At 67.5% G+C, this 14,413-nt stretch carries 8 protein-coding genes; 4 read left to right on the top strand and 4 right to left on the bottom strand.

The genetic code is table 11. The annotated features are described in order from the left end of the window. Positions 1 to 106: 106 nt before the first annotated feature. Positions 107 to 394, bottom strand: a complete 288-nt coding sequence (locus tag AC1DT6_RS31040; RefSeq protein WP_441636703.1) for a hypothetical protein — start codon at positions 392 to 394, stop codon at positions 107 to 109. On the opposite strand from AC1DT6_RS31040, the gene AC1DT6_RS31045 reads away from it, so the two are divergent. Both AC1DT6_RS31045 and AC1DT6_RS31050 read left to right on the top strand, forming a co-directional pair. Beyond that, positions 393 to 1,997 carry a hypothetical protein gene (locus tag AC1DT6_RS31045; RefSeq protein WP_441636701.1) on the top strand — a complete coding sequence of 535 codons (1,605 nt, stop codon included), beginning with the start codon at positions 393 to 395 and terminating at the stop codon, positions 1,995 to 1,997. The genes AC1DT6_RS31040 and AC1DT6_RS31045 overlap by 2 nt on opposite strands. Next, a complete protein-coding gene (locus AC1DT6_RS31050; RefSeq protein WP_441636699.1) occupies positions 1,945 to 3,690 on the top strand; it encodes a M14 family metallopeptidase in 1,746 nt (581 codons plus the stop codon). Before AC1DT6_RS31045 ends, AC1DT6_RS31050 begins: the two co-directional genes overlap by 53 nt. 72 nt (positions 3,691 to 3,762) lie before the next feature. Here the strand turns inward: AC1DT6_RS31050 and AC1DT6_RS31055 are convergent, their stop codons facing one another. The 3 genes from AC1DT6_RS31055 to AC1DT6_RS31065 all read right to left on the bottom strand — a co-directional run bounded on the left by AC1DT6_RS31055 (position 3,763) and on the right by AC1DT6_RS31065 (position 6,430). Beyond that, positions 3,763 to 3,963 (bottom strand): hypothetical protein, encoded by a 201-nt coding sequence (locus tag AC1DT6_RS31055; protein WP_035871790.1) that lies wholly within the window; start codon positions 3,961 to 3,963, stop codon positions 3,763 to 3,765. Between the two features lie 177 nt (positions 3,964 to 4,140). Continuing rightward, positions 4,141 to 5,058, bottom strand: a complete 918-nt coding sequence (gene cysK / locus AC1DT6_RS31060; RefSeq protein ID WP_045236850.1) for a cysteine synthase A — start codon at positions 5,056 to 5,058, stop codon at positions 4,141 to 4,143. Positions 5,059 to 5,209: 151 nt separating this feature from the next. After that, complete coding sequence (locus AC1DT6_RS31065) at positions 5,210 to 6,430, bottom strand: GGDEF domain-containing protein (RefSeq protein WP_477115188.1); 1,221 nt, start codon at positions 6,428 to 6,430, stop codon at positions 5,210 to 5,212. 968 nt (positions 6,431 to 7,398) lie between these two features. Between AC1DT6_RS31065 and AC1DT6_RS31070 the strand changes: the two genes are divergently transcribed. Continuing rightward, positions 7,399 to 10,263, top strand: coding sequence for a bifunctional glycoside hydrolase/polysaccharide deacetylase family protein (locus AC1DT6_RS31070; protein ID WP_477111123.1), 2,865 nt, complete (start codon positions 7,399 to 7,401; stop codon positions 10,261 to 10,263). Beyond that, entirely contained in the window at positions 10,226 to 14,389 is a 4,164-nt protein-coding gene (locus AC1DT6_RS31075; protein WP_477115189.1) for a tetratricopeptide repeat protein, read from the top strand. Before AC1DT6_RS31070 ends, AC1DT6_RS31075 begins: the two co-directional genes overlap by 38 nt. Positions 14,390 to 14,413 lie beyond the last annotated feature (24 nt).

The raw sequence follows: 14,413 nt of genomic DNA on the forward strand, positions 1-14,413 counted from the left end.
CGTTCGAGAGGAATTATGTGAGGCGATGCGCGGGGATAAGAAGCGGATGCTCGGTTGGTGTTGTAATTAGGAAACTTGTTTTTGACTAATTATTTCTTCTTTTAAATCAAAGGCTTGATTTGAATTTATGTTGATGTAAATGATTTTTAATGGAAAGTAATCCTAGTTCAATTTGGTTGTAAATTCGTTTTTTCAATTTATTGTATTTTTTTAGTTCCAATATAAAGATGTTGTGAATAGGCGATTGCCATAACATCAGCCGGAGCCACTTCCAGCCGTTCGCCATGCCTTTCCGCAAGAACAGCAACGCGCCGCGCGGTGGTCTCTTTCCCCCTGGCCTGTTACCTGGCTCGATCCAATCCAACTCAACCTTGCAGGAGGTTTGCCGCGCCATGGCGTCTCGCCCTTTCCTCGCCGCCATGCAGCGAGCCCGATGCGGCGATGTCGCCGCGCAGATCGCGCTTGGCAAGGCCTATCTCTATGGGCATGACGGTGCCGCCGCGAACCAGCACAGCGCTTTGTTCTGGCTGGCGCGTGCGGAGCAGGGCGGCGCGGCCTGGGTGCGGCGGATGATCTGGGAAGACATCGCGCTGGACGTGGCGCGCCGCTCAGTGCAAGCCGATCTGGCGCTGGCCTGCTACGCGGAAGGCGGCCGGGCCGGTTCGAGCGTGGCACGTTGGCGCTACGCGCAATGGGCGCTGGCTCCGGACGCCCGGCCGCAATCCGATCGCGCGCTGGCGCTGGCATGGTTGCGCGAGCTTGCCGACGAGGGTCATGCCGAGGCGGCTTTCAGGCTGTTGGCATGGCTGCGGGCGCAGCCTGCCCAGCCAACGCATGCGGACGAACTGGCGCGGCTGGCGCGGCTCGCGGCGGTCCCGCCGGCCGGCGGAGCCGGGCCAGCCGCTGGCGGCACCGAGGCGGCCGATCCGCCTGGCATGCTGGCGCAGGCCGAGGCGCTGCTTGACCATGCCGACAGGCATCCCGACGTGATCCGGTTCGGGCGCCAGCTGCTCGAACGCGCGGCGCGCACCGGTTCGGCCGAGGCCCAGTTCCGGCTGGGGCTCTGGCATGGCCAGATGGATCGCCAGGGCGCCACGCTCGACGCCGGTGACCGCATTGGCAAGGCCAGCCATACCGAGGCCCAACGCTGGCTGTCGCGTGCCGCGGCGCAGGGACATGCCGAAGCAAGCTATGCGCTGGCCTGCCTCTACCGCAACCGCCACTTCACGCGCTACAGCGTGGGGCTTGCAGACGAGGCGCTTGGCAAGGCCGCGGCGCTTGGCCATGCCGAGGCCCAATACCAGCTAGGCCGGCGCTTGTGGCGCAGGCGCGGCGTGGACCTGGCCAGCCGGCTGGAAGCCAGTGCCTGGCTATGGCTGAGCGGACGCAATGGCGTGACTCAGGCCGATGACATGCTGCGCCGCCTGATCGAACCCGCACGCCCCGCCTCGCAGCGCCAGTGGGACCAGGCGGCGCGCTACGTCATGCGCATGCCCCTGAGCGGCCCCCTGCGGCTCATGGGCATGCGGGTGCGGCTGGCGCAGGCGTTCGGGCTGGAGCGCAACGAGATGATGTGGCTGGATCCGCTGCAGGCCCGGCACGGGCACTGTCTCGCCGTCGACGTGTCTGCCGCCTGCTCTCGCGCCAGGCCGCGACTGATCCTGCTGGACAGCGCGCTGCAGCAGCGCGTACTTGCCGAGGCCTGCACGCTGTTCAGGGGCGGACCGAAGGCTGGCGGAGAGGGCGGCGAGGGCGATGAAGGCGGTGAAGACGATCGCCTGGCCCGCCTCGACCTGCTGCTGGAACTGGCCCGGCCGAGGCTGCGGAAGGTGCTGCCCGGCGCGGCAGCCAGCGGGCCTGGGTGTGGCCGCACGCAGGATCGGGAGCCTGCCTATAATGCCGGATCCGATTCCCAGTCCGCCGCGCGCGGCGCCAAGGCCAGCCATGACGATCCTGCTCGATACCTCCATTTCACGCACTCTGGATGGCCTGACTGAGCGCCTTGCCTCCCTGCCCGGCACGCGCGTGGAAGCCTGGGTGTTCGAGGATGCCGCCGCGCGCCGCGCCGCAGAGCATCGCCTGGCCGCAGCGGGTGTGGCGGCGGTCATCCGCAGCGCCTACAAGCCGCTGCTGCATTTCTTCCTCGATGAACTGGGCCTGGAAACCGATCACGGCCCGCTTGCCGGCGCGCGCGACATCGCCGTGCGCCTGCCTGCCGCCACGACGGCAACGGCGGCAACAACGGCACAGCGTTTCCGGCTGGAAGCCTATCCGCTCGCCGGCATGCTGCCTGGGGGCAGGCTGCGCCTGGACGAGGGCGACGACCCGGGGCACTATGCCGTCCAGCTCGATGGCGGCATCGCCCATCGCGTATTCGTGCCGCTAGCGGCGTCGGGCGCGCCGTGCGGGTGGCTGCGTGTGTGGCAGGGTGACACCTGCCTGGAGGATGGGCCGCTGGCGACCGAGTTCGAACTGGCATTCGCCGCCGCCATGAACGCGATCCGCAGCCATGGCTGGGGGGTGCAGGCGCCCTGTTTCGATGTCCTGCGCATTGGCATCGGCACAGGCGGCATCGAGCGCCGGCTGTCCTGTCAGGACGAGTGCATCAGTACGCGCGAAGCCCTGCACGAAGACCTGTATTTCTCCATCCTGGAGTTCTTCCAGGATCGCGCCGGCTTGCCGCGCGGCGATCGTACCTTGCAACCCGGCCAGATCGTGCCGGACGTGCGCAGCGCGGATGGCACCGATGGCGCTACACGGGTGCGCGTGGAATTGCTGCCGCATCCGCGCGTAGTGGCCGCCGACGCTGCCGGGACGGCGCTTTCCGCCGACGCGCTCGCCGGGCTCTCCCGGCCGCTGACGCCGGATGAAGCCGCCGTCGAGATGCAAGCGCTTGGCGGCAAGCGCTTCAGCGTCCTGTCCACGCAGGGGCGCGTGGTCCACGCCACCCACATCGAAGGCTCGCTGCCGGGGCTGGTGATTTCCGGTGGTCAGCATGCCAACGAAACCTCTGGCGTGGTGGGTGCGCTGCGCGCGGCACACGCGCTGAAGCAGCGCCCGCATGCGCACTTCGCCCTGATCGCGCTGGAAAATCCCGACGGTGCGGCCTTGCATGTGCATTTGCGCGAGGACAACCCCCGCCATATGTCGCATGCCGCGCGCTACACGGCATTAGGCGACGACCTCGAGGCACGCACGGCGCCGCCGTTCGGGGAGAAGGCGGCGCGCCTGGAGGCGATCGAGCGTACCGGCGCGGGGCTGCACATGAGCCTGCATGGCTATCCCGCCCACGAATGGACGCGCCCGCTTACCGGCTATGTGCCGCCGGGCTTCGAGACCTGGACCATTCCCAAGGGCTTCTTCCTGATCCTGCGCCACCACGCGGGGCGCGACGGCACGGCATTCATGCAGGCGCTGACTGCGCAACTCGCGGCCTCGCCGGAACTGGCCGGATTCAACGCCCGGCAACTCGCCACCTGGGGCGGCCATGCCGGCGAGGTGCCATTCCCGGTGCTTAACGGGATTCCCTGCATGATCGTCGAGGATCATCGTTCAACCGTGCCCTTCACCCTGGTCACCGAATTCCCGGACCAGACCATCTATGGTGACGCCTTCCGCCTGGCGCATACGACGCAGATGCGGACCGTGCTGGCCGCGGCGGAACTGTACTGGGCGGGGCTGCTGAACTGAGGCCAGGCGGCTCAGGGGCCGCATGCCGATGGGTGCGTGGCGGGGCAGGGCAAGGGCCCCGGCCAGATGGCTTCAATGGATCGTGCGTGTCACCTTGACGTGCGGCACCGTTGTCGCTGCCGTGCTTTCGGGCGTGGCGCCTTCGTCTTGCTCGATCATGGTGGCCGCGAGGCTGAGCGCAGCCTGCATCTCTTCATGCGACAGACCGGACGATAGCGCAAGACGCACCGCCAGGGATGCCAGTCGTGCGACTTCATAACTTGGGATGCTCATCTCAACTCCTTGTGTCAACGCTTTACCGGGCCCCGCCGCGCGGGGCAGCGGGACCTGTGGTGCGCCAGATCGGCAAAATCGGCAGCCGGCGCGCTCTTGCGCCGGCACCTGTCAATCTCCAGTATGGTTCACCGCGGGCCGCGCTGCCTGAAGAGAATCCCCCGGCGGCACGCGGCCTTATGCTGGCAGGAAGCCTTCCACAGTGAGATAGCGCTCGCCGGTGTCGTAATTGAAGCCCAGCACGGTGGCACCGGCCGGCAGGTCGGGCAGTTTCTGGGCAATGGCGGCAAGGGTGGCGCCGGACGAGATACCCACCAGCATGCCCTCTTCGCGTGCGGCGCGGCGCGCCATCTCGCGTGCCGGCTCGGCGTCGACCTGGATGACGCCGTCCAGCAGTTCGGTATCCAGGTTCCTGGGGATGAAGCCGGCGCCGATGCCCTGGATCGGGTGCGGTGCGGGCGCGCCGCCGGAAATGACCGGCGAGGCCACGGGCTCGACCGCGAATACCTTCAGCGCGGGCCACTTCTGTTTCAGTACGCGGGCGCAGCCGGTGATATGGCCGCCCGTGCCCACGCCGGTAATCAGGGCGTCGATGCCCTGCGGGAAGTCCGCCAGGATCTCCAGCGCAGTGGCCCGGACATGTGCTTCGATATTGGCGGGATTCTCGAACTGCTGCGGCATCCATGCGCCGGGCGTGGCCGCCACCAGTTCCTCGGCACGGGCGATCGCGCCCTTCATGCCTTTTTCGCGCGGGGTCAGGTCGAAGGTGGCGCCGTAGGCCAGCATCAGGCGGCGGCGTTCCACCGACATGCTGTCAGGCATCACCAGCACCAGCTTGTAGCCCTTGACCGCGGCCACCATGGCCAGGCCGATCCCGGTATTGCCCGAGGTGGGCTCGATGATGGTGCCGCCGGGCTTGAGCAGGCCGGACTGCTCGGCTGCCTCGACCATCGACAGGGCGATCCGGTCCTTGATGGAACCTCCGGGGTTGGAGCGCTCGGACTTGATCCAGACCTGATGCGTATCGCCAAAGAGCCGCTGGACGCGGATATGCGGCGTATTGCCAATGGTCTGCAGGATGTTGTCGACCTTCATTCGGAATCTCCAGGGATGTTTTCTAACCGGACTCGCGAGTGCGTCCGGACTAGCATGCGCTGGGGGATTCTAGCCGGGCAGCGGATGGCGATGCGATTTTCCCGTCATATCGGCACGGGCAAGCGCTGGCGGGCGCGCGGCTGCCCGGCGCTCAGTGGCAGGCTTCGGTTTGCGCAGGCAGGCAGAGTTCGCGCGCGGGCAGCGATTCCAGTTCCGAGGCGAGGACGACGCGGCTGCGGCCGCGCCGCTTGGCCTCATACAGCGCGCGGTCGGCGCCACCAAAGAGCTTGTCCCAGGTGGCTGTCCCGCCGCCCTGGCCGTCGCGGATCTGCGCCACGCCGATGCTGGCGCTGGCGAATCCGCCAAGCTCGTGCGGCAACGCGATGGCGCGGATGCCTCGCAGGATGCGGTTGGCCAGCAGGATGGCATCGGCTTCGGTGGTATGCGGGCAAAGCACGCAGAATTCTTCCCCGCCATAACGGCCCGCCAGGTCCGTGGCGCGGTGCGTTTCCTTCAGGACCTTGCCGATCTGCTGCAGGATGCGGTCGCCCGCCCGGTGTCCGCTGCTGTCATTGATGTGCTTGAAGCGATCGATGTCGATCACCAGGCAGCTCAGCGGATGACCGCGGCGCGTGAATTCGGCGGACAGCACCCGGGCGGCGTCATCCATGGCGCCGCGGTTCAACAGCCCGGTCAACGGATCGAGGCGCGCCTGCTTTTCCTGTTCGGCCAGCATCCCCTCCATGGTCATTAGCGTAAAGCCAGCCAGGCCGGCGAGGATTGCCACGAAGGCAGGCAGCAGGCGCAGCTGGAACAGGACCTCGGCATCCAGGCTGGACGCCGGGGCGCCCGCCTTGAGTACCGCATACAGGCCGCAGCACTGCGCCAGCCATTGCAGGCCGCACGCCGTCAGCACCAGCGGACGGCTGCGGCGGGTCAGTGCTTGCGGCCGTTGCAACAGGTAAGCGAGCGTGAAGCAGGCGGTGACGGCAGCCACCGCGTAGCCAGTGATTTCGGCCAGGCGGCTGCCGTTGCCCAGCGCGGCGGCAGCGAGCACGGCGACGATGGCGAGCGCACCGGCAGTGAGCGGGCGGGAGTCCGCCGATTGGCGGCCATCGGCCAGCAACACGCCGCGATGGATCAGCAGCTGGGCGGCCACGCCAAACAGCGGCGCCAGCAGCAGGAACCAGGCAGGCCCGCCGCGGGCATCGATGACCAGCAGGCCCGCGGCGCAGGCGAACACCTGTCCCRCACCCCAGGCGCGGCCGGCCGCGCTCTGGCGCAGGGCCATCATCAGGGCCGCGAGGATGCATTGCGTGGCGGTGAACAGGACAAGCAATGCCATCACGGCAGTGCCCTCATCTGACTGCATGAGAATCCCCATCGAGTTCGGCGCGCGGTCGATGCGCCGGAGTTTGCCTTCGAAGGTGGGTTCGCGCGTGTTGCGTGGAGCCCGTCTGTGCGCCCTGGCTGGGTTGCGACATTCCCGAATGCGGCGTGCCGCCGGCGCATGTCCGGTGTGGTCTTGCCGAGGTGAATATGTTCTTCTGTTTGAAAAAATTCTACACAGCGAAGCGCCGCAAATGCCTTGTTTTCACCGCGTGTGACAATTGTTAACATTGGCCCCGAGGCGCGTGATCTAAGATTCCCTTGGCGGTTGCGCCGGACGGGCGGTATGCGTTGTATTACGGCCMTGGCCATGGCGGCGCGACGCGTGGCTATTGGTCACCGCTGACTCGTCAGCGCCGAATTTCCGGCACGTACTGCGATATGTTTTCTTTGCAGAAAATGCCAAAAATGCCCTAAATATCCACTTTGTAATAATCTTCACCGGGCGCGGTGGGCACCCTGGCGCGGCGACTCCGCCTAAGCGTGCTGCCGTTGGCAACACCCAGGAGCGGCCAGGCTTGGCGGATTCCGTCAGTGCGCCAATCGAAGCGGTCGGAGCCAGGAATCCGGCACTATCAGGCAACTGTTGCACCTTCCCGCATTTGCCCGAGTGCTTCATCCCTAGTCCGAAATGCTTATAGGCAGGCTTACCCGCATGCCTCAGAATTCCCCCCCGCCATAGTGCCTGATCAGGCACTTTGATAAATATCCCGCGGGGGACTGCCCGGTATTTCGGGCAGCGTGGGAAGCCGTAGATGGGAACAGCCATACCCGGAATGCATCGTCACGCGGCACCAGGCGCGAGAGCGCGTTGGCAGGCAAGCAAAGCGAGCTCTTCCGGAGCGGGACATAAAAATGAAGAAAACAGGGGGCCAACAAGTGAATTTGTTGCGAATGGACGGTGTCATGCGCCGCGTGGCTGGCTTGCGCCAAGCAAGCCGGGGTACGCCGATGACAAGAGCCTGGCTTGGCGCGCTGCTGGCCGTGATTGCTGCCTGGCTATGCCCGGCACAGGCGCAGGCGCAGACCGCGACACCCGCAGGTGTACGCGCCCCCAACATTGCCTTCCACTACGGCAGCAAGCCGCCGGTGGACTCCTTGCAAGCCTTCGATATCGCGGTGGTCGAACCCGACAGCGGCTTCGACCCGCGCACCGCCGCCACGCCCAATACGCAATGGTTCTCCTACGTCAGCATTGGCGAGGTCTATCCTTCGCGCCCCTACCTGAAGGACATCCCCAAGGCCTGGCTGACCGGCAATAACGACGCCTGGGGCGCCCGCGTGGTCGACCAGGCCGCCGAGGGCTGGCCTGCCTTCTATGTGGACAAGGTCATCACGCCGCTGTGGCAGCGCGGCTTTCGCGGCTTCTTCCTCGACACGCTTGATTCCTACCAGCTCGTTGCCAAGACCGATGCCGAACGTGCCCGCCAGGAAGCAGGCATGGTGGCGGTGATCCGCGCCATCAAGGCCCGCTATCCCGACGCCAGGCTGATCTTCAATCGCGGCTTCGAGATCCTGCCGCAAGTCAGCCAGCTGGCGTACGCGGTCGCGTTCGAGTCGCTCTACCGCGGCTGGGACCAGGCGGGCAAGCGCTACACCGAAGTCAGCGAGGCCGACCGCAACTGGCTGCTGGGCCAGGCCCGCACGATCCGGGAGCAGTACCGCTTGCCGGTGATCTCGATCGACTACTGCCCGCCCACCGACCGCAAGTGCGCGCGCGACACCGCCGCGCGGATCCGCGCGCTGGACATCATCCCCTACGTGGCCGACCCTGGCCTGCAGACGGTTGGCATCGGCAGCATCGAGGTGATGCCGCGCCGCGTGCTGGTGGTGCAGGACCGCGAGCCCGGCGTGTCGATCGACGACTCCGCCGGCGTGCGCTTCGTTTCCATGCCGCTGAACTACCTGGGCTATCGCGTCGACTTCGCCGAAGCCAGCCAACCGCTGCCCGAGATCGGCCCGGACCGCTACGCGGGCGTGGTGGTGTGGATGGCCGGCAATGTGCGCGATCAGCCCGGCCGCTTCTTCAGCTGGGTACAGCGCAATATCGACCAGGGCGTGCCGGTGGTGTTCCTGAATGACTTCGGCGCGCGCATGAACGGCTCGCTCGCCTCGAGCCTGCAGCTCAACCCGGTCAAGGGCAAGGTCGGCGTCAAGGCGGATGTGGTATCCAAGGACCCGATGATGGGCTTCGAGATGCCGGTGGCGCCGGACCGCACCCAGGCGGCGCTCGTGCAGGTCGGCGATGGCCCTGGCTATCGCTCCCTGCTGCGCCTGAATTCGGGCACGCTGACCTACGACGCCGCCGCGATTACTCCCTGGGGCGGCTATGTGCTGGGCCCCTATGCCGTGCGGCAAAGCGCCAACGACCAGGACCGCTGGGTCGTCCAGCCGCTCGCTTTCCTGCGCGAAGCGCTGCGTCTGCCCGACATGCCGGTACCGGATGTCACCACCGAGAACGGCCGGCGCCTGCTGACCATCCATGTGGACGGAGACGGTTTTGCCTCGCGCGCCGAGATCCCTGGCGGCGGCTTCTCCGGCGAAGTGCTGTTCCGCGAGATTTGGGACCGCTACCGCCTGCCGATGACGATGTCGATCATCCAGGGCGAAGTGGCCAGCGATGGCATGTATCCCAAGCTGACCGCGCAGCTGGAGCCGATCGCACGCAAGATCTTCGCGCAGCCCTATGTGGAGGTGGCCAGCCACACCTTCTCGCATCCCTTCGAGTGGGGCCGCACGGTGCCCGGTGGCGCGCATTCGGAGAACGCCACCGAAGGCGACGCAGATTTCCACCTGGCGATTCCGGGCTACACCATGGACCTCAAGCGCGAGGTCGGCGGCTCCATCGACTACATCAACCGTACGCTCGCGCCCGCCGGCAAGCCCGTCAGCATGCTGCTGTGGTCGGGCGACTGCCAGCCACCCGCCGAGGCGATCAGGCTGACCGACCAGGCCGGCGTGCTCAACATGAACGGCGGCGATACGCTGATCACGCGCAGCAACCCGACCTGGACCGCGATTTCCCCGCTTGGCATCAACAAGGCCGACGGCACCTTCCAGGTGTTCGCCCCGAACCAGAACGAGAACGTCTACACCAATCTCTGGCATGGCCCGTTCTACGGTTTCGAGCGCGTGATTGAAACCTACGAGCTGACCGACCATCCGTACCGCTTCAAGTCGGTCAACATCTACTATCACAATTACTCGGGCACCAAGGCAGCCTCGCTCAAGGCGCTGCGCAAGGTCTACGACTACGTGCAGAGCCAACCGCTGCTGCCGGTGCATGCCACCGACTACGTGCGCAAGGTGATCGACTGGCAAGGCATGGCGGTGGCGCGCGAAACCGGCGGCGACGGCAAGCAGCCCGGCGCGTGGATCGTGCGCGGCGACGGCAATCTGCGCAACGTGCGCTGGACCGGCGCGGGCGTGACCGACGTGGCGGCCTCGCAAGGCGTGACCGGCACTTCGCCGGCGCCCGGCGGCGGTGTCTACGTGCACCTGGCCGATGGCGCCTCGCGCATCGTGATGCGCGGGCCCGGCGCCGCCGCGCCCGCCGGCCCCGAGGTCGCCGAGGCCAGCGGCTTCGTGCGGAACTGGCAGCGCGCCGGCCAGGGCAGCGCACAGCAGATCCGTTTTGAGTTCAGCGGCTACACCAAGCCTTTCTTCCGTCTCGCAGGGGCGGACCGCTGCCGGGTTGCCATCGATGGCAAGCCGGTGCAGGGCGTGCGGGAGCGCGGCACGCTGCGCTTCGATACCACACCCGTTTCCCATCCCGACAATGCCAAGCAAAGCGTCGAAATCACCTGCGCCGCCTGAGCGCGAGCGGTTGTTGCAGCCAGCGTTCGTGCTGACCTTCACCGCCATGGTGGGGATCGGCCTGGCGCTGATGTTCCCGCGCGAAACCTTGCGCGAACGCCTGCTGGGTGAAGGCCGCGCGGTTGACGGCCTGAGCATGGCCTACCTGGAAGCCTGGTGGCGTGCCGCGCCGGAAGACAACGGTTTCATGGCGGTGCTGGCCGAGCAATATGCGCGTACCGGCCGCCTGGACGAGGCCGAAGCCATGCTGGCCCGGCTGGAAGCGCGCCATGCCGCCAGCCGGCAAGGGCCAGTGCGCGCGCGCGCCGCCGCCGACGCCGAACTACCCAACCAGATCCTGCGCACCCGTATCGAGATCACGCAGCAGCGCGCGTTTGCCGCGTTGCCGGACACGCCGGAGCGCAAGCAGTACATCGAACGGCTCGCCGGGTTGCTCGACCAGGCATTGCCGATGCAATGGGGGCGTACCGATCTGGAAGAGCTCGCGACCGCCGCGCGCTCGATCAACGCGCTCAAGCCGGCGCAGCATTTCTACCGCGCGCTGGCCAAGAGCGATCCCGCCCGCGCCGAGCTGTGGAGTGCGCAGGCGGCATCGGCGGCGCTGGCTGGCGGTGATTACCAGCAAGCGGCCGAYGCGCTGTTCGCCGCGCAGGCACACGCCACCGATCCGACCGAGCAGCGCCGGCTGTTCCTGGCCGCGCTCAAGACGCTGCAGTCCGGCAACGAACTCGACAAGGCGCTGGCGCAGGCCGAGCAACACGGCGGCAAGCTGCTGGAAAATGCCGAGGTCCTGCGCTACCTGACCAAACTGGCGCTGGCCGCCAACCGGCCCGAGCAGGCGGCGCACTATGCGCAGCGGTTGCTGCGCCTGCCGCCGAGCATGCAGCCTGCCCCGCTGGGAGCATCGCTGCAACGCGCCGAAGTGCGCCGGGTTGCCGCCGCCCAGCCCTGGGCCGCGCAGGGCGTCATTTTCCTGGACGGTCCGCGCGGGCTGGCCCTGCGCCGCGCAATGGGCGACGCCGCGATGCCGCACCTGCGCCGARTGGCGGATTCCGCCGGCGCGGGCAAGCCTGCCGCAGTGGCTGCGCCGGCCGCACCTGCGGTGGCGCACAGCGGCGCCCCGCCCGCGGCCGAGCGCGCGTTCAACGCCGATGACTACGAACTGGCCTTCCAGGTCTTCCTGGCCGCCGGCAAGCTCGACGACGCCCAGCGCGTCGCCGAGACCGCCGTGCGGCGCCAGCCCGGCGCGCAGCGCTGGCGCGAACGCCTGGCGCAGGTCGCGGAATGGAATCGCCAGCCCGCGGTAGCGCTCAGGAGCTGGCTCGAATATGCCCAGGCCACCAACGACGAGACCGCCTGGAAGGCGGTGCTGCGCCTGGCCCCGGGACTGAGCGACGATCGCGCCTACCTGGCCGCGCTGCGCCATCGCGCCGGCAGCGGCGACCTCGCCACCATCGACCAGGTGGTCGCCACCTACGAACGGCTGGGAGAGCCAGAGCAAGGGCTGGCTTTCCTGCAAAGCCTGAGCCACGGCCCCAACGCGCGCCAGATCATGGAGCGCCAGGCGGAACTGGCAGAGCGCGCCGGCAAGGATGCCCGCGCCTACGAGCTCTACACGGAGCTGCAGCAGCGCTTTGGCCCACGTCCCCAGTACGCGCTCAAGCAGGCCAACCTGCTTTACGTGCGCGGCAAGCTGGCCGAGGCGCTGCAGGCCATGGTGCCGTCCATGCGCACCGCGCGCTCCACCGATATCGAGTACTGGCGCACCCTGACCGAACTGGCACGCCTGAACCAGCGTGGCGACTTGCTCGAACAAGGCTACCGGCAACTGATGCTGGCCATGGCCGAGTCGCATGACGATCACTGCATGGCCATGCCGCCGGGCGCCGGCCGCAACGACTGCCTGGCCGAAGTGCGCGATATCGAGGAATCGGATTTCTCGAACCTGATGGATTTCTACGACAGTTCGCCCATTGATGCAGGGCGCATTGCCGAGGCCAGCTGGCGCAAGGGCGGCAAGCTCGTGTCGCTAGAACTCGCCATCAACTACTACACCCGCGCACGGGCCTACGGCCGCGTCGCCGCCTTGCTGCAGGGCATGACCCCCGGGCAGCTGAAGCAGGCCGAGCAATCCAGCCGTTTCCTGGCCATGCGCGCCGAGTACCAGCGCGCCCGCGGCGAGCGCGAGCTGGCCCTGGCCGACCTGCGCCGTGCCGCCAGCCTGCCCGATGCTGGCAGCGAGACGCTGGCCGCGCTGATGTGGGCGCTGGTCGATCTCGGCTCGGATACCGAAGTGCGCGCCATGATGCTGCGCCTGAAGAGCGAGGCCGAGGGCAACCCGGATCTGTGGGGCGCCTTTGCCGCTGGCAGCATGCGCTTCCAGGACGGCCGCACCGCGCTGCATTACCTGCGCAAGATGGCCGACGGCAAGAACGCCGATCCGCTCTGGCTCGGGCTTGCCGCGGATGCCTACGACGCCATCGGGCAGACCAGCACTGCCTGGCGCCTGCGCCGCCAGGCCTGGGTTGACCTGCATGGCGACCGTACCGCAAGCGGGCGCCGTGCCTCGGATCCCCGCAGCATGGATCCGGCAGCCGAGGAGGAAGATGCGCAAGGCGGCCCCGCGCCTGCCGAACTGCGCCGCCAGACAGTGGCGCTTGGCCAGATCTTTGCGTCGGGGGATGTCTCGCAGCGCCTGGTGATCGAGATGCTGCGCGGCGACCGCACCGTGATGGCGGGTGCCAACGCCGCCAACTGGACCGGGCCGGCCAATCCGGCTTCGCGCCTGGGTGAGATACCCGGCTTGCCGCCGCTGGACGCCAGTGTGCCGGCGGGCATGGCCCAGCGCGAAGCGCGCCAGCAGGCGGTGGTCTCGTCCGCCGCCAAGGAAGTGGCGCTGGCGTGGGCGCTGTCGAACGAATCCAATGAACTGGCGCGTGCCTGGCTGGCACGCCAGTATGCGCGCCAGTTGCTGCGCCCGGCCTATGCCGAGATCACGCTGGCGCTGGCGAACCAGGATCTGGCCGCGCTCGACCGCGTGCTGGAGCGCCAGGCCGGCCGCATTCCGGTGGACAACCAGATCGAAGCCAACGTGCAGCTCGACCGGCTCGGCGCCGCGCAGACGCTGGCCTACGAGACGCAGGAAACCACCCGTACCGACGACGCGCTGCAGGAGACCCTGCAGGACACGCTGCTGTTCAATGCGCAGGCCATCGAGCCGCGCATGACATACCAGCGCCAGAGCCCGCTGAGTTATTTCGACTACGGCCTGGCCGGCGGCGTGCGCCTGTGGGATGGCTATGACCTGAACCTGCGCGGTGCCTGGCGCACCCAGCACAGCGTGGACCAGACGCAGCTTACCGGCGTGCCTTCGTCCGACAAGCGTGGCGAGCTGTCGCTCGGCTACCGCGACCAGCACCTGCGCTGGCGCTTCGGCGTGGGACGGCGCGACGGCCTGGATAGCGTGACCACCGCGCGATTTACCGGCGAGTGGCGCGAGGGTACCCGGCTGAACCTCACCACGCTGGCCGGCCTCAACCAGCAAGCCGACGAGTCGGCGGCGCTGCGGGTCGGCGGCGTCAAGGACGTGCTCGGACTGGGCGCGACCTACAACTTCAGCCTGCGCGAATTCGCGGGCGCGCGTATCGAGTACGACCGTTTCCGTGGCCAGGACGGCTCACAACTGGGTCACGGCCTGGTGTACGACCTGGAGCTGGGTTATCGCATCCGTACCGCTTACCCGGACTACACCGTGCGCCTGGTCGGCACCCACGCTACCTACAGCACGCGCGGCGGCACGCTCAGCAGCAAGCTGGCGACGCTGGTACCCGCCGACGACGAAGCCACGCCCGGGTTCTACATGCCGCAGGGCTTCACGCAGGCGGGCGTGACTTTCGGTTTCGGTACCGAGCTGCTCGACGACTACACGCGCAAGTGGCGGCCTTTCGCCGAGATCGGCCTGTTGCACGACACCCGTGCCGGGCAGAACTTCCGGGCCCAGCTTGGCGTGGCCGGCAAGGTGTTCGGAAACGATCACCTGTCCATGTATGTGCAGCACGAAACCGCGGCACGCAATGGCGGCACGCCGCTGACCGAAGCGGGTGTTCGCTACAAATGGCTTTTTTAATCCGGGCGGGCACACCAGTGCCGG

This window comes from Cupriavidus sp. 01L45 (assembly GCF_056399885.1).